Here is a 17,067-nt window from a genome sequence, read left to right on the forward strand (position 1 = left end):
CAGTTCGCTATCGGGCAGCGGTGACCCGACTGGTGGACACGGGCAGTCCCGGGTCGGTGGCCACCCGCAGATCCGACGGCTCGGCCCCTCGCGCGACGAGGTGGGCGCCGAGCGCCGCGATCATGACACCGTTGTCGGTGCACAGCCGCGGTCGTGGAATCCTGAGCGTCAAACCTGCTTGCTCACAGCGCGACCCGATGAGAGATCGAATGCGTGAGTTGGCCGTGGCGCCACCACCGAGGACGATGGTGTCGACACCGACGTCGGTCGCGGCGCGCACGGCCTTCATCGTCAACACATCGGCGACCGACTCCTGGAACGAGGCGGCCACGTCGGCGACAGGAACGGCGTCTCCCGCTCGCTGCCTGGCTTCGACGAATCGGGCCACGGCCGTCTTGACCCCGGAGAACGAGAAGTCGTATCGAGCATCGCGCGGTCCGGTCATACCCCGAGGGAACGCTATGGCGGTCGGATCCCCTTGCCGCGCAGCGTCGTCCAGAGCCGGACCACCCGGGTAGCCCAGGCCCAACAGCCGGGCCACCTTGTCGAACGCCTCCCCCGCGGCGTCGTCGACGGTCGTCCCCAACTCGACGATGGGCTCGCCCAGATCGTTCACGTGCAGAAGATGTGTGTGGCCACCGGAGACCAGAAGCGCCACGCAGGACGGCATCGGCCCGTGTTCGAGCGTGTCGACGGCGACGTGTCCACCGAGGTGATTCACCGCGTAGAACGGCACACCCCAGGCAGCCGCATAGGCTTTCGCTGCAGCGACTCCCACCAGAAGCGCTCCGGCGAGACCGGGTCCGATGGTGACGGCCACCGCGTCCGGTCGATCCAGGTCGGCCGCGGCGAGCGCACGCCGCATCGTCGGAACGATTGCTTCCAGGTGCGCGCGGGACGCCACCTCTGGAACGACGCCGCCGTAGCGCGCGTGCTCGTCGACACTGGAGGCGACCTCGTCGGCCAGGAGTTCGCACACTCCCGAGTCCTTCCATCGAACGATGCCGACTCCTGTTTCGTCACAGGAACTTTCGATCCCCATCACGTTCATGCGGTTGCACCTGCCCTCGGATCGGGCCGTTGCATCGTGTAAGCATCTGCGCCACTGGGTTGGTAATAGTTGCGGCGGGTGCCGACCACCACGAAGCCTTCTCGGACGTACAGTTCGATCGCGGGTGTGTTGTCGGTGCGCACCTCGAGAAAAACCGAACCGCCGTGAGCATCCGCTTCGCTCAGCAGTCGGTCCATGAGGGCGCCACCGATTCCGCGGCGATGCGCGCTCGGGTCGACACCGATGGTGTGCACCTCGGATTCCGCCGAGGTGCCGTGTCCGAGCAACGCGATTCCGGCGTACCCCAGAAGCTCTCCGTCTTCTCGCGCCGCGAAGTAACGATTGTGCGGCGCAGCGAGTTCGGAGAGAAACGCCTGTTCGGTCCACGGGTCGTCACCCGGAAACAGGATGCCCTCGAGTTCGGCGCACCGCGGCGCATCCGACCGGACCATCGGGGTGATGTCGACGCTCATCGGCCTGCTGCCTTTGCGGCCTCGCGCTCGGCGATCGTCTTGGCATCGGGCCTGCGCAGGTACAGCGGGATCAACGGCTCGGGGGTGATTCCCGACGTCAAACCGTCGGCTGCCGTCAGGACCAGACTCGCGGGTGTGGGCGACTCGGCTTCTGCCGCAGGGAGATCGAACAATCCGACATGCCCCGCAGATCCGGCGATCATGGTTGCGTCACCGGGATCGACCAGAGCGGGGGCACCCACGTCCGGGCCCGACACTCGCACGCCGGCTCGGTACCGCGCCGAATAGACTTCACGGCGGCGTGCGTCGGTGACCACGAGCAGCTCGGCCACGGTGTCGACCTGCACCGCGATGGCATCGAGACTGCACACGCCGTGCACCGGGACGCCGAGTGCATCACCGAATGCCGCGCCGGTTGCCATTCCGACGCGCAGGCCGGTGAACGGACCAGGGCCGACGCCGACGACGACGGCGTCGAGATCTGCAGGCGTCAGGTTTGCCTCGGCGAGGCATTCGAGAATGTTGGGCGTCAACACCTCAGCGTGCAATCTGGCATCGACGACGACTCGGGCTGCGAGGGTGTGCGCGACACCGCCCTCGAATCGGACGACACCGGAGGTCACAGCGGGCGTGGAGGTATCGACGGCGAGAACGAGCACGGTATCTCAGAGTACCCGCACGAGCACGGCGGGTCAGTGCTGGGCGATCCGCCGCACCTGTACACGACGAGTGTCGGACTCCGGATCACGACGGATGCGCACGGAGATGTGGGAATCGGCCAACTTCTCCACCAATCCCTCTCCCCACTCGACGACGACCACGGCGTCTGCGAGGTCGGAATCGAGGTCGAGCGCATCCAACTCGTCGAGCGCGGATTCGCCGGTCATCCCCAGTCGGTACGCGTCGACGTGAACCAACGTCACCGGATCGAGGCCCTCGCCCCGCCGGCCCGGTCGATGCTCGCGAGCGATGACGAACGTCGGTGAGCTGACACGTCCCTGGACGCCGAGACCCGCCGCGATGCCGCGTGTCATCGCGGTCTTGCCCGCACCGAGGGGGCCGTCGAGAACAACGAGGTCACCGGCGGTCAGGTGCCGGGCGAGTTGCTGTCCGAACGCTTCGGTGTCGGTCGCCGTCTCGAGAAGGCGCTCGGTGCCGTCGAACATGTCCGTGTCGGTGTCCGCGCCCGGGTCCGTGAGGTCAGACAATGCCCCTCCTACCGGATCGACGCTGTGCCCTCAGCTCCATGGCTCGGGTTCCGAGCCGCACCAGTGCGGCGTTCACCTTGTCCGGGAATTCGAGCTGAACGAGGTGGCCGGCCTGACGAATCCGCACCATCTCGGCTTCCGGAAGTGCATCGGCGAGCGCAACCGAACTGTCGAACGGAATGATCCAATCGTCGTCGCCGCACACGACCGTCGTCGGAATGCGCAGCAGCTCGGCGAGCGCATCGCTCTCGTCGTGCAGTTCCAACGTCTCGAGGAAGTTCACGATGGTCACGACAGAGGTGTCGTCGATCATCTTCTGCGAGAAATCCACCAGCCGCGGACTCACTCGCGTTCCGTAGGACGCCGCGCGCAGAACCGGTGCGATGAGCGTCTTCGCCGCGCCGCGGCCGAACTGTACGACGCCCGGCGAGGTGCGTACGGCCAGCCGGAACGCGTCGACCACCGGGTTGTCGAGGCTGCGACCGAGCCCTGTCTCCGCCAGGCCTGCCGCCGTCGTCGAGATCAATCCGACCCCGACGACCCGCTCACGGACCAGTTCGGGTTTCTGCCTTGTCATGGACAGGACGGTCATCCCACCCATCGAATGCCCGATCAGCATCAGGTGTCCTCGCGGCGCGACAGCGCGGATGACCGCGTCGAGGTCGAGGCCGAGCTGGGCGATCGTGCAACTCTCCGGCGTCGGGATCCCGGACTTGCCGTGTCCTCGCTGGTCGTAGAACACCATGCGCACCTTCGAGCCCCACTCCTGCTCGAGCGCCTGACGTTGGAAGTGCCACGACGCCATCCGCAGGCAGTACCCGTGGACGAACACTGCGGTGATGGGCGCGTCGGTGGGCCCGACTTCCCGCACGGCCAGCGGAACTCCGTCGTCGGCGATGACGATCGATCCTCGGTCGGCGTCCATCAGCTCGAGGTTCTCGCCTGCGAGCGGGTCCTTGTTGGACCTCAGCAAAGTCTCGCGCAGCGCGATCCCGACACTGCCGAAGATCCCGAAGCTCTCGGCCAACTTCACCGAGCAACCTCCTCGGTCGTGTCGGCGGCATGTCGCTCGGTCGACGCCGAGTCGGACCCGACGTAGCGTCTGCGTGCCCGTCCGCCTATCCCGGTGACCACCTCGTAGTGAATGGTGTCCAGTACGTCGGCCCATTCCTGCGCTACGGGGGCGTCGTTCTCGCCGGCGCCGAACAGCACCGCCGTGTCGCCTTCGACGACGGATCCGCCGTCGGGTCCGAGATTCACGACGAACTGGTCCATGCAGACTCGCCCGACCGACGGATACCGTCTGCCGTCGATGGTGACGTCGAACCGACCGCTGAGTGTGCGTCGCACACCGTCGGCGTAGCCCATCGGTATCAGCGCCACGACGGTGTCCTCGGGTGACGTCCACGTGTGGCCGTAGGACACGCTGTCTCCTGCCCGCACCTTCTTGATCAGCGCCACCTGCGCGGACACCGTCATCGCCGGGATCAGGTCGAACTGGCCCAGTTCGGGGATCGGCGACAGTCCGTACATCGCAATTCCCGGCCTGACCATGTCGAAGCGGAGATCGTGCCGTGTCACGGTGGCGGCGGAGTTGGACAGGTGAACGATCTCGGGTCGTACACCGGCCGCTGCGGCCCTGACGACGCTTTCCTGCAGCACCATCGCCTGCTGGTCGTTCAGCGGATGCCCGGGCTCGTCGGCGCACGCGAGGTGCGAGAACATGCCGCGAAAGTGAACGGACCCCTCGGCGACCGCGCCGCCGAGGACGGTCAACACGTCGTCGAGGTCCTGTGGTTCGATCCCGTTGCGGTTGAGTCCGGTGTCCACCTTGAGCGTGATTGCCGCGGTGGTACCGACGCGGCGTGCGGCGTCGACGACCGAGGCGAGTTGTGCGCGCGAGGACACTCCGATGCCGACCCCGGCCGTCAGTGCGGGCGCGAAATCGGTGTCCGAACGGTGCAGCCAGGACAGGATGGGCGCCGTGATCCCGGCATCACGCAGTGCGATGCCCTCTCCCACCGTGGTGACTCCCAACTCGGAGGCACCTGCCGCGAGTGCAGTCCGCGCCACCTGGACGGCACCGTGGTTGTATCCGTCCGCCTTCACCACGACCATCGTTGCGGCGTTCTCCGCGTGTTCACGAAGCACACCGACGTTGTGCGCGATTGCTGCGAGGTCGATCGTCACCGACCCGCCCGCACCGGTGTCCGCTTCCTCGGCATCCACCGTTGACGCACTCACGTTGTCCACAGCACCCGATAGTGCCACCACTGCGACGCGATCGTGCATCGGGTCCGTGGAGATCTGTGAACGATCACGCACGCCCTGTGACCGAACGAACAGTTCGGATTGCGTCGGACACTGCCCCCAGCAGCGGACTCGCGGAGATCGGAGCGGCGAACTCGCCGCCGCGACCGTGTGCCGCTGTCGCGGCGGCCAAAGCGTGGACCCGCGCCGCGCAAGCTGCCGCGGTGACCGTGTCCAGTCCGGATGCCAGGAGGGCACCCAGAATCCCGGCCAGCACGTCGCCCGAGCCCGCCGTCGACGCGGCCGACCCGCCGGCATCGCTCACCACCACGGCACCGTCGGGACCCGCGATCACGGTTGCGCGACCTTTGAGAAGAACACTCACACCCCACGTCGACGCGAGTTCCCGCACGGCAGAGACCCGATCGGAGCCGGGAGCCGCACCGGTCAGACGCTCGAACTCACCGGCATGCGGGGTCAGCAGCGTCGGCGCGGTGCGTCCGCGAACCAGCTCCGGCGACGACGACAGGATCGTGAGAGCATCGGCATCGACGACGACGGGCAGGTCCGACGTCAGGACCTGCGACAACACGTCACGGGACGAGGTGTCGGTGCCGAATCCCGGGCCGACCACCCAGGACTGAACCCGTCCTGCTTCCTTCATTCCGGTTGCCGCCACGACTTCCGGATAGTGCGTTACCACGTCCGCCGCAGCGCTTCCGACGTATCTGACCATCCCGGATGTCGCAGCGACCGCGGCTCCGGAGCACAGGATCGCAGCGCCCGGGTACTGCGCGCTGCCCGCGAGGACCCCGACGACTCCCTGCGTGTACTTGTCGTCGGTCGCGGCGGGAACGGGCCATCGAGCACCGACGTCGGGCGGCTCGAATGCTCGCAGGTACGGCGATCCGAGTTTCAGGCCCAGTTCGACGACGTCGACTCTGCCGCAGTATGGGACGGCCAGCACGTGGGCCGGCTTGCGCGCACCGAAGGCCACCGTCACGTCGGCTCGGACAGCCGGGCCGTCCACCGCACCGGTTGTCGGATCGACACCGCTCGGAATGTCGGCCGCCACTATCGGAGCCGACACGCGCGAGACCACGTCGGCGGCCTCGGGCCGCAGCGGTCCACGACCGGAGATCCCCACCACGGCGTCGACGACGACGTCCGGCCGACCGGGTGAATCCACGATCCGCCCGCCCGCGCGGCGGAACGCGGCGAGACCGGCTGCGTGCGTGCGCTCCGGGGTGAGCAGCACAGCGCTGACCGCCACGCCCCGACGTCGCAGCATCGCGCCCGCCCAGAGCCCGTCGCCGCCGTTGTCCCCCGATCCGACGAGCACGCACACGTTGCGCCCGACTACCCCGGAAGTCCTGCTGTGCAGTTCCGCCGCGACCACCCCGGCCAGTCCGTGCGCGGCACGCCGCATGAGGGCACCGTCGGGCAGTGACTGCATCAGCGGACGCTCGGCGTCACGAACCTGGTCGGGTGTGTAGTAGCTGCGCACGATGCCTTCCTGCCGGATCTATTCGACGGTGACGGACTTCGCGAGGTTCCGAGGTTTGTCGACGTCGTATCCGCGAGCCTGTGCCACCTCGGCTGCGAACACCTGCAGCGGAACCGTCGAGAGCAACGGTTGCAGCAGGGTCGGAGCGGCGGGGATCTCGATGAGATGGTCCGCGAACGGCCTGACTGCCTCGTCCCCTTCTTCTGCGATGACGACGGTGAGCGCACCGCGAGCCTGGACCTCGCGGATGTTGGACAGCAGTTTCGAGTGTAGGACCGCGCGGCCCTTCGGCGACGGCATCACGACGATGACCGGCACGCCGTCCTCGATCAGCGCGATGGGGCCGTGCTTGAGTTCACCCGCGGCGAATCCCTCCGCGTGCATGTAGGCCAGCTCTTTGAGCTTCAGCGCACCCTCGAGTGCCACAGGATATCCGACGTGCCGGCCGAGGAACAGGATCGTCGGCGTGTGGGCGAGCTCGCGCGCGAGCACCCGTACCGGCTCCACGGTGTCGAGCACTCGCTGCACCAGCTCCGGCATCGATTCGAGGTCGGCGTACTCGCGAGCGACCTCGTCGGGGTACTTGGTACCGCGGGCCTGGGCGAGCGCGAGTCCGACGACGTAGTTCGCGGTGATCTGCGCGAGGAAGGCCTTGGTCGAGGCCACTCCGATCTCGGGTCCGGTCCGGGTGTAGACGACCGCGTCGGCCTCCCGAGGAATCTGCGATCCGTTGGTGTTGCAGACAGCCAGTACCTTGGCGTTCTGCTCCTTCGCGTGCCGCACCGCTTCCAATGTGTCCGCAGTCTCGCCGGACTGGGAGATGGCCACCACCAGCGTCGACCTGTCCAGCACCGGATCCCGGTACCGGAACTCGCTCGCCAGTTCCACCTCGACCGGCAGCCTCGTCCAGTGTTCGATCGCGTACTTGGCCAGCAGGCCGGAGTGGTACGAGCTTCCGCAGGCGACCACGAACACCTTGTCGACGTCACGCAACTCCTGATCGGACAGTCGCTGCTCGTCGAGGACGATCCGACGATTCTCGAAGTGACCGAGCAACGTGTCCGCGACGGCGGCCGGCTGTTCCTGGATCTCCTTGAGCATGAAGTAGTCGTAACCGCCCTTCTCGGCGGCAGCGAGATCCCAGTCGATGTGGAAGGGGCGGCCCTCTGCAGGGCTCCCGTCGAAATCGGTGATCGTGTAGCCCTCGGCGGTGATGACGACCACCTGGTCCTGACCGAGCTCCACCGCGTCACGCGTGTGCTCGATGAACGCCGCGACATCCGATCCGAGGAACGTCTCACCCTTGCCGACACCGACGACGAGCGGAGTGGAACGACGAGCAGCGACGATGGTGTCCGGATGATCGGAGTGCGTGAAGACCAGCGTGAACGCGCCCTCGAGTCGACGGAGAACCCTCTTGGCGCTCTCGACGAAGTCACCCGCAGTCGGGCCGTCTGCATACGCCGCGGCGACGAGGTGAACCGCCACCTCGGTATCGGTGTCGGAGGAGAACTCGACGCCCGTGGACTCCAGCTCGGCGCGCAGGGGGCCGAAGTTCTCGATGATGCCGTTGTGCACGACCGCCACCGAGCCGCTCACGTCGCGGTGCGGATGCGCGTTCCGGTCCGTCGGCCGCCCGTGCGTTGCCCATCGCGTGTGGCCCATGCCCGACGTTCCGACGAACTTCTCCGCACCGACCTCGTCGAGCTCAGCTTCGAGATTGGCGAGACGACCGGCCTTGCGTTCGACTGCGGTGTTGCCGTTTCCGTCCAGAATGGCGATGCCTGCAGAGTCGTAGCCCCGGTACTCCATGCGCCTGAGCGCTTCGACGACAACACCCAACGCCGGGCGGTGGCCGACATATCCCACGATTCCACACATGGTGGTTCAGGGTACCCGCCACCGGACCCCGATCAGCGTGGCGCTTGCTCGTTCTCTGCCCCGTACCCACGCAGTTCCGCCTTGATCCGATAGCGTTGCCGCTGTGTCGACATCGAAGAAGCTCGCCGCCCAGCTCGGGAAACGTGGTCCTCACCCAGTGCTCCGCGGCAACCTCGCGTTGGCGGGCCAGCCCGGCGTCGTGTTCACCCCGGCCACGGGCTACAACCTGCCTGCGGTCGCGTTCGGCCACGGCTGGCTGTTGAGTGCCGAACGGTACGCGGACACGCTGAAGCACCTGGCGTCGTGGGGCATCGTCGCCGCCGCTCCGGACACCGAGCGCGGACCGGTTCCGTCACACCGCGGACTGGCTGCCGACCTCGCCACAACCCTCGACATCGTCACCGGAGTGCGGCTCGGAACCGGAGACATCAGCGTTCACCCGGACAAACTGGCGGTGGCCGGCCACGGCATGGGCGCCAGCATCGCGGTACTCACCGCTGCAGCGCGATCGGACGTCAAGGCCGTCGCTGCTCTGTACCCGGCGCCGTCGGCACCGAGCGCCGAGGACGCGGCAGCGACGCTCGACATCCCGAGCATCGTCCTCGGTGACGCGGCCCTGGCCGACTCGTTGAACGACAACACCGTGTCTCTCGCAGGTGCACTGCGTTCCCCCACGACGTTCCGGCGTCTGGACAAGGCGTCGTCCGACGGAATCGTCGAGGGCCGGCGACTGCTGAGCCCCATCGGAGTCGGCGGGACGGAGAAGTCGACCGTCCGAACCACCCGCGCTCTCCTGACCGCGTTCCTGTTGTTCCACCTCACCGGCGAAGAGCAGTACGCCGAACTCGCCGGAGCGGGTGAGCTGAAGGGAACGCGAGTCGTCGATCCGCACGCGCCGGTCCAGGACCAGCCGAAGCCCAACCCGTTGACCGCGATCCGTGGCGTGATCGGCCGCTGAACTCGCTGCGGAACCGCCGCCGGGTCAGACCAACCAACTCCTGGTCTCCGCCTGGTGCGGATCTTCCTGTCCGTTCTGTCCGTCACTGCGGTCCTGCCCGGTCACCGGCCGGACAGTGCGGTCGTGCTGCGCTGGTGTCAGGAACGACGCCGTACGGTACTCGTCCTCCTCCCACGACGCGGGCCGATGTACGTCGGACCCCGGCGAGGGCCCTGTAGCTGCCGCCGCGACCGGGTCCGCCTCGAAGTCACGCGTCAGGACACGTCTGACGACGTCCTCGTATCCGCGGCCCGCGGCCTCGATCGATTCCGCGCATTCCAGGGATGCGCGGTCCATTCGTTCCCGCCACCACCGGCCCGAATCCAGAAAGGGCTGATTCATGACGGTCCCGCCTGGGTCACAGGGGACCCGCCTGGGTCAGACGAGCACCGGAACCAGCGGGTGCGGGTGCGGGCATGTCCGGCTCTGAAGTAACCGGTGGTTCGGGTGTCGGTGGTTCGGGTGTCGGTGGTTCGGGTGTCGGCGGTTCGGGTGTCGGTAGTTGTGCTGGTGGGAGGTCCGGCGCAGGCGCCTGCCCGGTTCCGGACGCGGCGGATTCAGAGGGGAGCGCGGTGGATTCCGGTGGAAGCGCAGGTGGCCCCGGTGCGGGAGCGGGAGGCTCCGGGTTCGTCGTGCACTCGACGATCGGAAGACCGAACGGTCCCGGCTTCAGTTCGAAACGACGACTCTCGCCGTCGGGAGTTCCGAGCTGCAACGCCACATTCCCATTGTGCGCCAACGACAATCGAGCACTGTGCCCGTCGAAAGCAGCCTCGACATGTCCGCGTTCGGCGTCGCCGCCCGCAACGGGTGGTGGCATGACGGGCGGTCCGGGAACGAATGGGGAGACCGGATGATTCTGTGCGACGGATGGATCCGGTCGTTCGTCGGGCCGATTCCGCTCGGTCGTGTCGGCTGGGTCGCTCGCATCGGACGGCCTCGGACTTTGCGGTGCGTCGTTCGATGCCGCTGGCGGCAAGGGGTTTTCACCGACGTCGTCGGGTGAGTTCAGATGATCGAGGAGAGCCTCGATTGCCACTTCGGTACGTTCGACCATCTCGGCGCCGGAGCGCTCGATGGCAGCGATGATGTCCTTGCCGCTCGGAACCTCACCGAGCAGCGACTCGAGACCGGCGCGTATCTCCGACGGATCGATCCGGCGCTCACCGGAGGTGGCGGGATCGCCAGGAACGGCGACGTTTCCAGGGGTGATCGGAGCCGATCCCGGTTGGCTGTCGACGACGTCCGGCCCGAACTCCTGCACGCGTGCCGGCAGGACCACTCCGTCGTGCCGAGGATCGGGAGGGTTCTGCTGAGCGGGAGGCAGGGTCTGGGTGCCCCCTCCCCCGTCTGCTCGTCGGTTCGGACCGTCGCAACCCCACGGGGGCTGCGGGGCGGACGGGAACGGCTCGGACCGAACGGCTTCGGCGACCAGTGCCACGGTCGTCAGGTGGTCCCGAACTGCCTGATCGATGGATGAGCAGATGTCCGTGAAGGTTCGGCACGCAGCCGAGACCACGGGAACCAGAACCGTGCGCAGCCACTCGTCGCACACGTCCCGAGCGTTCTGCATCAACTTCCGTGGTGCGGAGTCGGCAGACAGCGGTCCGTTGGATGCAGGCCAGTCGAACACCGGCAGCATGTCCACCAGCGCATCCGCGGCTTGTTTCGCGCGATCCAACGACGTCGGGTCCGCAAGGTCCACCGTCGCGACCGTGTCGATACGCTCGACGATCTCCAGCATCTTGCCGTCGATCGCTCCCCACTCGGACGCGACGGTCGGATCGAACCGGGCCGTCTCCGACGCCTTCTGCTCCACCGCTCCGCGAATCCTCTCGGCGGCCTGACCGAGCACCTGTGCCAGCTGTTCGGTCGCGAGCACACGCTGATCGGCCAACGTCGTGTCCGATGCGATGTCGGCAACCGCGGACTCCGCGGCAGAGCCGACCCAGGCCTGCGCGAGGTCGCCCAAGAGTGCGCGTTGCTTGTCGAGCTCTCGCCGAGCCGACACGACGCCGTCGCCGAGAAGCCGCGCGTCCTCGGACAGTACCGCCAGGTCGAGCCCACGCTGTTGGTCGTACCGCGCGCACAGGGCCGGGTACGCCCACGCTGTGTCGGCTGTGAGTCGGTGCAGGATCGGCAGGTACCTCTCGAAGTACAGAAGGCCCACTGCCCCCGCGTCGAGGATCTCGTCGACACTGCGTCCGGTGGGACTCACCGCAGACCTTCCGCGGTCGCGATCGCCCACGACGTCCGGCCGTCGGCGGCCTGGTAGGCGTCGAGGACGGCACGCAGGGACACCGCATTGTCCTCGACGGCCTCGCTCCACCGCCGAATTCCCGTCTCCACGCCGTCGTACCCTGCGGCGATGCGCAGACCGACGTCGCCGTAGTCACGACCGGCCGCGGCCGGCCCGAACGACAGTGTCGTCGCCACCAGAGCTACATCCGCCACCGTCCGGGAGGACGCGTCCAACTCCACCGCCACCCGACCGACCTTCTCGATGTCGATTTCCATACTCGGACGTTCCCCCATGTCGACGAACTGCTCGGCACCCGTTCGGTGCTCCTTCTCTGTTCGACGCAGCCCGAGAACATTCGGTTCCACCGTGCCCAGGTATCGTCCGATAACAAGAACCCGCCGGGTCACAGTGAGCCAGCGGAAAGACTCGACATCGGATAGCACCTACCTGCGAGGAGTCCCATGCACATCGGAACCATGTTGAATTATTCGGGCGGGTTCAACGAGACCGTCGCCGAGGTCGCGGAGCTGGAGAAGGCCGGGGTCGACATCATCTTCGTCCCCGAGGCGTACTCGTTCGACGCCGTCAGCCAGCTCGGGTTCCTCGCCGCCAAGACGTCGACGATCAAGATCGCGTCGGGCATCTTCCAGATCTACACCCGCACGCCGTCGCTGACGGCGATGACGGCAGCCGGCTTGGACTACGTCTCCGACGGCCGGTTCGTTCTGGGCCTCGGCGCATCGGGACCTCAGGTGGTCGAGGGATTCCACGGCGTCAAATACGACGCGCCGATCGCTCGGACCAGGGAAGTGATCGACATCTGCCGCCAGGTGTGGCGCCGCGAGAAGGTCGAACACCAGGGCAAGTACTACCAGATCCCCCTTCCCGCCGAGAAGGGCACCGGTCTCGGAAAGCCACTCAAGCTGATCAATCACCCTGTGCGCGAACGCATCCCCGTGGTCATCGCAGCATTGGGACCCAAGAACGTGGAGTTGACGGCCGAAATCGCCGAAGGCTGGCAGCCGATCTTCTACTTCCCCGAGAAGGCAGAGCAGGTCTGGGGTGACGCCCTGGCCGCAGGCAAGGCCAAGCGCGATCCGTCGCTCGGCGACCTGCAGGTGTTCGCGAGCCCGACGCTCGCCATCGGTGACGACGCCGAGAAGTTCCTGCCCTGGGTGAAGCCGCATCTCGCCCTCTACATCGGCGGAATGGGCGCAAAGGGCAAGAACTTCTACAACGACCTGGCGCAGCGATACGGCTACGAGGCCGAAGCCGAGAAGATCCAGGACCTCTACCTCGCGGGAAAGAAGGAGGAGGCCGCGGCGGCTGTGCCCGACGAGCTGGTCCGCGCCGTCAACCTGATCGGTCCCGAAAGCTACGTCAAGGAGCGTGTCGCCGCGTTCGCCGAAGCCGGGGTCACCACGCTGAACGTCGCGCCACTTGCCGAGAACACCGCCGGCCGCGTCGCGCAGCTGACCAAGCTACGGGAACTGACGGCCTGACCACCGGTCAGACCTGGCCGACCCGGCTCGCCAGATCCTCGGCGAGCCGGTTCGCCAGATCCACCTCAGCAGCTTCCACCATCACCCGCACCAACTGCTCGGTTCCACTGGGGCGCAGCAGGACTCGCCCGGAGTCACCCAGGATCCGTTCCGCCTCGGACACCGCATCCAGAACAGCCGGGGCCGACGCGACAGCGCGCTTGTCCGACACCTTCACGTTGATCAGCACCTGAGGCAGCGTCGTCATCACCGATGCCAGGTCGGCCAAGGAACGTCCGGTCTCGGCCATCCGCCCCATCAACAGCAAGGCCGTCAGAACGCCGTCGCCGGTGGTACCGAACGACGAAATCACCACGTGCCCGCTCTGTTCGCCACCGAGCGCGTATCCGCCCGACCGCAGCTCCTCGAGCACGTACCGGTCACCGACCGCGGTGGTACGGACCGAGATCCCTGCCTCGCGCATCGCGATGTGCAGGCCAAGGTTGCTCATCACGGTGGCAACCAGCGTGTCGTCGGTCAGGACGCCCGCGTCCTTGAGACCGACGGCAAGGACGGCCATGATCGCGTCGCCGTCGACGATCGCACCCGTCGAGTCGACGGCGAGGCACCGATCGGCGTCGCCGTCGTGTGCGATTCCCAGGTCGGCGCCGTGCTCCACGACGGCCTTCTGCAGGTCCTCCATGTGAGTCGATCCGCACCCGTCGTTGATGTTCAGACCGTCGGGGTCGGCGTTGATGGCGATCACGTCGGCACCTGCCTGCGCATAGATCGCGGGTGCAACCACCGAGGCCGCCCCGTGCGCGCAGTCGACGACAACGGTCAGCCCGTCGAGACTATGAGTCGACGCACGTCCGACGTGCGCGACGTATCGACCCGCGGCGTCCGACGATGCGCGGACGCGGCCGATTCCTGCACCTGTCGGCGCGGCGCCCTGCAAATCGCCTGCGATGTGCGCTTCGATTCGATCCTCGACATCGTCGTCGAGCTTGTGGCCGCCCGCGGCGAAGATCTTGATTCCGTTGTCCGGCATGGGATTGTGCGATGCCGAGATCATCACACCGAGTGCGGCACCGAGGTCTGCGGTGAGGAATGCGACTGCGGGCGTGGGAAGAACCCCGACGTCGACGACGTCCACTCCGGACGCTGTGAGCCCGGCAGTGACTGCAGCGGTGAGCATTTCGCCGCTCGCACGAGGATCACGTCCTACCACCGCGACGGGAGTCGTACCCGGCGAGCTGGGCGCGAGAACCGCGGCCGCAGCCTTGGCCACCTTCAACGCCAACTCGGGGGTGAGCAGGTCGTTGGCCAGCCCCCGTACTCCGTCGGTACCGAACAGTCGAGTCATGCGGGCATGTCCCCCTTCGCCGAAATGAGCATGCGGTCGCTCCGCAGGCTCCGCTCGAATGGAGCATGCGGTCGCTCCGCAGGCTCCGCTCGAATGGAGCATGCGGTCGCTCCGCAGGCTCCGCTCGAATGTAGAACTGTCGAACAAACGCCGCGAGGGCAGGCATCCGATACTTCGTGGACGCCTGCCCTCGCGGGTAGAACTGTGCGGCGCGTCAGCGCTTGGAGTACTGCGACGCCTTACGTGCCTTCTTCAGGCCGTACTTCTTACGCTCGACTGCACGAGCATCACGCGTGAGGAAGCCGGCAGCCTTCAGCGGCGGGCGATCCTCGGGGGTGACCTCGATCAGGGCGCGAGAGATGGCCAGACGCAGCGCGCCTGCCTGTCCGGACGGTCCGCCACCGTGCAGCAGTGCAACGATGTCGAAGGACTCCGCACGATCGACGAGCACCAGCGGAGCCTTGATGAGCTGCTGGTGAACCTTGTTCGGGAAGTAGTCCTCGAGGCTGCGGCCGTTGAGCTTGAATCCGCCGGTGCCCGGAGCGAACCGGACGCGAGCGACAGCTTCCTTACGACGGCCGACGGTCTGAACCGGGCGGTCGAACAGGATGGGCGCGGGAGCGGCGGCAGCTGCCTCGATCTCCTCGACGACCTCGGGCTCTTCCACGGAGACGAACTCGTCCGCGGCGATCTCCACTGCCTCTTCTGGGATTTCCTGCGACGTCACGTCATTTCCCTCCGGCGCCGTCACTGGGACACCTGCTTGATCTCGAACGGAACGGGCTGCTGAGCTGCGTGCGGGTGGTTCGGTCCCGCGTACACCTTGAGCTTGCCCGCGATTGCATTACCGAGCTTGTTCTTGGGGATCATGCCCTTGACGGCCTTCTCCACGAGACGGTCCGGGTTGTTCTCCAACACCTGACGAGTCGAACGCGACTTCAGTCCGCCCGGGTGGCCGGAGTGGTGGTGGTGGAACTTGCCGTCGAGCTTGTTGCCACTGATGGCAACCTTCTCGGCGTTGACGATGATGACGAAATCGCCACCGTCGACGTTGGGTGCGTAGGTCGGCTTGTGCTTGCCGCGCAGCAGAGTCGCGGCCTGGACGGCAAGGCGTCCGAGCACGACGTCCGTGGCGTCGATCACATGCCAAGTCCGGGTGGTGTCCCCGGCCTTCGGGCTGTATGTAGACACGTAAAAGTCCTGTCTTCATGATGTCGCTGCTGGCCAAGACGTATTGATGACCTCGGCGGCCAGTTGAGACCCGAGATCAAGGAGTCGGCCGCGCAGCATTGTGCGCGGCGTTCCCATACACGCCAACGATGGACGATACCGGCTGCGTGGCCCCCAGGTCAAAACGCCCGTCGACCGGAAGGTGCGCCCGACTCACCGTGCACGGACGCACCGGATACAGCGGCGTGCCGCGGGCAATGCGTCGAGACGAGCGTCGGCGATGCATTCTCCGCACCGTTCGCAGATCCCGTAGGTGCCGGACGCCACGCGTTCCGTGGCTGCATCGAGCTCGCGCAACTCCAATTCCGCATCGCGGGCAAGCGACGCGACCGTGGCACGCTCGAACGCGATGGTCGAACCCTCCGGGTCGTGTTCGTCGTCGTCGGTGGACCGCCGTGAGCCCTCGACGATCGCGGCGAACTGAGACCGCAGAGACTCCAGCCGAGCAGCGACGACCGACCTCGCCTCCTCGATCCTGCCCAGCTGATCCGTCACGCGGTCCAGTGAACATCGCGCGGCGTCCGATGGAAACCCCCGCGTCACCGACAGTCCGGCGCACACGCAATTCGGCCCCGAAGTCGCGAGGACGTCGGGGCCGAATGGACGACGAAGATCAGGAGAAGCGCGCGCGGTTGGCCGCTTCCTGCTCCTGCATCCGCTGGTTGCCGGAGTTCACCGCGCCGATCAGGCTCTGCAGAACGCCGTTGAGTTCGGCCTGCGCAGCGTTCCACTCGTTCTGCTTGACCTGGTACTGATCGGAGTCGGCACCCTGCCACGTCGCGACGAGCGGCTGGATGGACGACTTGACGTCGTCGAGCTTCTCGTTGAGCTGCGACCACTTGGTGGTCATGCCGCCGGCCAGATCGCCGATCGCACCGAAGTTGTACTTGATTTCACCGCTGGTCATCGTTTCCTCGCATTCGTGTCCATCGACTTCAGGCCGACGAGTTGATTGGTCCGTACGTTCGAGAGCCGAGCGCGAGCGATCAGAGGTTCAAGCTGCTCGCGACGGAGTTGAGCTGAGACGTGTTGTCCTGCTCCGACTGGTCGTACTGCACACCACTGGTCTTGATCGACTCCCCGATGCCGGACAGAGCGTTCTCCAGCTTGTTGGCGCTGGAATCCCAGTTGGTCATGACCTGGGCGAATGTCGTCGATGCCGAACCCTGCCAGATACCGGACGCCGCGTGGTTCACATCGCCGCGCAGCGCGGACAGCAGATCGTGAATTTCGCCTCGCAGGCCGTCGACCTTTGCAGACACTGCGAGCATGGTCTGAATATCGGTTTGTGCCATGTCGACCCCTTCGTGTTCATCGGTGTCGAGCACTCTGGTGAATGCTCGGTCGAGGCACCGGTTCGCCATGGCGTACCAGCAGATCT

The 17,067-nt window shown here is 66.7% G+C and carries 19 protein-coding genes; 2 read left to right on the forward strand and 17 right to left on the reverse strand.

The window, feature by feature from the left end:
* Positions 1–7 precede the first annotated feature (7 nt).
* From tsaD to glmS, 8 genes are read right to left on the reverse strand one after another with little or no spacing between them, the layout of a single operon-like run.
* A complete protein-coding gene (gene tsaD / locus H292_RS0108640; protein ID WP_019663605.1) occupies positions 8–1,051 on the reverse strand; it encodes a tRNA (adenosine(37)-N6)-threonylcarbamoyltransferase complex transferase subunit TsaD in 1,044 nt (347 codons plus the stop codon).
* Entirely contained in the window at positions 1,048–1,524 is a 477-nt protein-coding gene (gene rimI / locus H292_RS0108645; RefSeq protein WP_019663604.1) for a ribosomal protein S18-alanine N-acetyltransferase, read from the reverse strand. Before rimI ends, tsaD begins: the two co-directional genes overlap by 4 nt.
* The gene (gene tsaB / locus H292_RS0108650) at positions 1,521–2,183 is read right to left on the reverse strand and encodes a tRNA (adenosine(37)-N6)-threonylcarbamoyltransferase complex dimerization subunit type 1 TsaB (RefSeq protein ID WP_020111136.1); all 663 of its coding nucleotides are present in this window, start codon (positions 2,181–2,183) and stop codon (positions 1,521–1,523) included. The genes rimI and tsaB overlap by 4 nt, the downstream gene beginning before the upstream one ends.
* Before the next feature lie 33 nt (positions 2,184–2,216).
* Complete coding sequence (gene tsaE / locus H292_RS0108655) at positions 2,217–2,690, reverse strand: tRNA (adenosine(37)-N6)-threonylcarbamoyltransferase complex ATPase subunit type 1 TsaE (RefSeq protein ID WP_026347517.1); 474 nt, start codon at positions 2,688–2,690, stop codon at positions 2,217–2,219.
* Between the two features lie 34 nt (positions 2,691–2,724).
* Positions 2,725–3,765, reverse strand: coding sequence for an alpha/beta fold hydrolase (locus H292_RS0108660; protein ID WP_019663601.1), 1,041 nt, complete (start codon positions 3,763–3,765; stop codon positions 2,725–2,727).
* The gene (alr, locus tag H292_RS0108665; RefSeq protein WP_020111137.1) at positions 3,762–5,057 is read right to left on the reverse strand and encodes an alanine racemase; all 1,296 of its coding nucleotides are present in this window, start codon (positions 5,055–5,057) and stop codon (positions 3,762–3,764) included. The genes H292_RS0108660 and alr overlap by 4 nt, the downstream gene beginning before the upstream one ends.
* Positions 5,050–6,489, reverse strand: a complete 1,440-nt coding sequence (locus H292_RS0108670; RefSeq protein ID WP_020111138.1) for a bifunctional ADP-dependent NAD(P)H-hydrate dehydratase/NAD(P)H-hydrate epimerase — start codon at positions 6,487–6,489, stop codon at positions 5,050–5,052. Before H292_RS0108670 ends, alr begins: the two co-directional genes overlap by 8 nt.
* 18 nt (positions 6,490–6,507) lie before the next feature.
* On the reverse strand, positions 6,508–8,370 hold the full coding sequence (gene glmS / locus H292_RS0108675; RefSeq protein ID WP_026347516.1) for a glutamine--fructose-6-phosphate transaminase (isomerizing): 1,863 nt from the start codon (positions 8,368–8,370) through the stop codon (positions 6,508–6,510).
* A 103-nt stretch (positions 8,371–8,473) separates the two neighbouring features.
* Here glmS and H292_RS0108680 point away from each other — a divergent pair, with 103 nt between their 5' ends.
* Positions 8,474–9,328, forward strand: coding sequence for a dienelactone hydrolase family protein (locus H292_RS0108680; protein WP_020111139.1), 855 nt, complete (start codon positions 8,474–8,476; stop codon positions 9,326–9,328).
* 24 nt (positions 9,329–9,352) lie between these two features.
* Here the strand turns inward: H292_RS0108680 and H292_RS0108685 are convergent, their stop codons facing one another.
* From H292_RS0108685 to H292_RS0108695, 3 genes are read right to left on the reverse strand one after another with little or no spacing between them, the layout of a single operon-like run.
* A complete protein-coding gene (locus tag H292_RS0108685) occupies positions 9,353–9,709 on the reverse strand; it encodes a hypothetical protein (RefSeq protein ID WP_231383795.1) in 357 nt (118 codons plus the stop codon).
* A 16-nt stretch (positions 9,710–9,725) separates the two neighbouring features.
* A complete protein-coding gene (locus H292_RS0108690) occupies positions 9,726–11,585 on the reverse strand; it encodes a hypothetical protein (protein WP_231383796.1) in 1,860 nt (619 codons plus the stop codon).
* Positions 11,582–11,974: a hypothetical protein gene (locus H292_RS0108695; RefSeq protein ID WP_020111142.1), complete on the reverse strand. Its 393-nt coding sequence runs from the start codon at positions 11,972–11,974 to the stop codon at positions 11,582–11,584. The genes H292_RS0108690 and H292_RS0108695 overlap by 4 nt, the downstream gene beginning before the upstream one ends.
* Before the next feature lie 96 nt (positions 11,975–12,070).
* Between H292_RS0108695 and H292_RS0108700 the strand changes: the two genes are divergently transcribed.
* Positions 12,071–13,111, forward strand: coding sequence for an LLM class F420-dependent oxidoreductase (locus H292_RS0108700; RefSeq protein ID WP_020111143.1), 1,041 nt, complete (start codon positions 12,071–12,073; stop codon positions 13,109–13,111).
* Positions 13,112–13,118: 7 nt separating this feature from the next.
* On the opposite strand, the gene glmM is transcribed toward H292_RS0108700, so the two are convergent.
* The 6 genes from glmM to H292_RS0108730 form a co-directional block, all read right to left on the reverse strand.
* Complete coding sequence (gene glmM, locus H292_RS0108705; RefSeq protein WP_020111144.1) at positions 13,119–14,456, reverse strand: phosphoglucosamine mutase; 1,338 nt, start codon at positions 14,454–14,456, stop codon at positions 13,119–13,121.
* A gap of 214 nt (positions 14,457–14,670) precedes the next feature.
* Entirely contained in the window at positions 14,671–15,207 is a 537-nt protein-coding gene (gene rpsI / locus H292_RS0108710; RefSeq protein WP_019663591.1) for a 30S ribosomal protein S9, read from the reverse strand.
* Positions 15,204–15,647, reverse strand: a complete 444-nt coding sequence (gene rplM / locus H292_RS0108715) for a 50S ribosomal protein L13 (protein WP_019663590.1) — start codon at positions 15,645–15,647, stop codon at positions 15,204–15,206. Before rplM ends, rpsI begins: the two co-directional genes overlap by 4 nt.
* Positions 15,648–15,839: 192 nt before the next feature.
* Positions 15,840–16,181 (reverse strand): TraR/DksA family transcriptional regulator, encoded by a 342-nt coding sequence (locus tag H292_RS0108720; RefSeq protein WP_020111145.1) that lies wholly within the window; start codon positions 16,179–16,181, stop codon positions 15,840–15,842.
* Between the two features lie 118 nt (positions 16,182–16,299).
* A complete protein-coding gene (locus H292_RS0108725) occupies positions 16,300–16,593 on the reverse strand; it encodes a WXG100 family type VII secretion target (RefSeq protein WP_019663588.1) in 294 nt (97 codons plus the stop codon).
* 79 nt (positions 16,594–16,672) lie between these two features.
* A complete protein-coding gene (locus H292_RS0108730) occupies positions 16,673–16,981 on the reverse strand; it encodes a WXG100 family type VII secretion target (protein WP_230593817.1) in 309 nt (102 codons plus the stop codon).
* Positions 16,982–17,067: the final 86 nt, after the last annotated feature.

Origin of the sequence: Rhodococcus sp. 114MFTsu3.1, from assembly GCF_000383555.1 — a bacterium.
In the GTDB taxonomy this organism is placed as follows: Bacteria; Actinomycetota; Actinomycetes; order Mycobacteriales; family Mycobacteriaceae; genus Rhodococcoides; species Rhodococcoides fascians_E.

Excerpts from the sequence above, each read along its gene's own strand:
- H292_RS0108700 (WP_020111143.1), top strand. The coding sequence starts at position 12,071 with ATGCACATCGGAACCATGTTGAATTATTCGGGCGGGTTCAACGAGACC.
- H292_RS0108725 (WP_019663588.1), bottom strand. The coding sequence starts at position 16,593 with ATGACCAGCGGTGAAATCAAGTACAACTTCGGTGCGATCGGCGATCTG.
- tsaD (WP_019663605.1), bottom strand. The coding sequence starts at position 1,051 with ATGAACGTGATGGGGATCGAAAGTTCCTGTGACGAAACAGGAGTCGGC.
- H292_RS0108685 (WP_231383795.1), bottom strand. The coding sequence starts at position 9,709 with ATGAATCAGCCCTTTCTGGATTCGGGCCGGTGGTGGCGGGAACGAATG.
- tsaE (WP_026347517.1), bottom strand. The coding sequence starts at position 2,690 with ATGTTCGACGGCACCGAGCGCCTTCTCGAGACGGCGACCGACACCGAA.
- rimI (WP_019663604.1), bottom strand. The coding sequence starts at position 1,524 with ATGAGCGTCGACATCACCCCGATGGTCCGGTCGGATGCGCCGCGGTGC.
- glmM (WP_020111144.1), bottom strand. The coding sequence starts at position 14,456 with ATGACTCGACTGTTCGGTACCGACGGAGTACGGGGGCTGGCCAACGAC.
- H292_RS0108730 (WP_230593817.1), bottom strand. The coding sequence starts at position 16,981 with ATGGCACAAACCGATATTCAGACCATGCTCGCAGTGTCTGCAAAGGTC.
- glmS (WP_026347516.1), bottom strand. The coding sequence starts at position 8,370 with ATGTGTGGAATCGTGGGATATGTCGGCCACCGCCCGGCGTTGGGTGTT.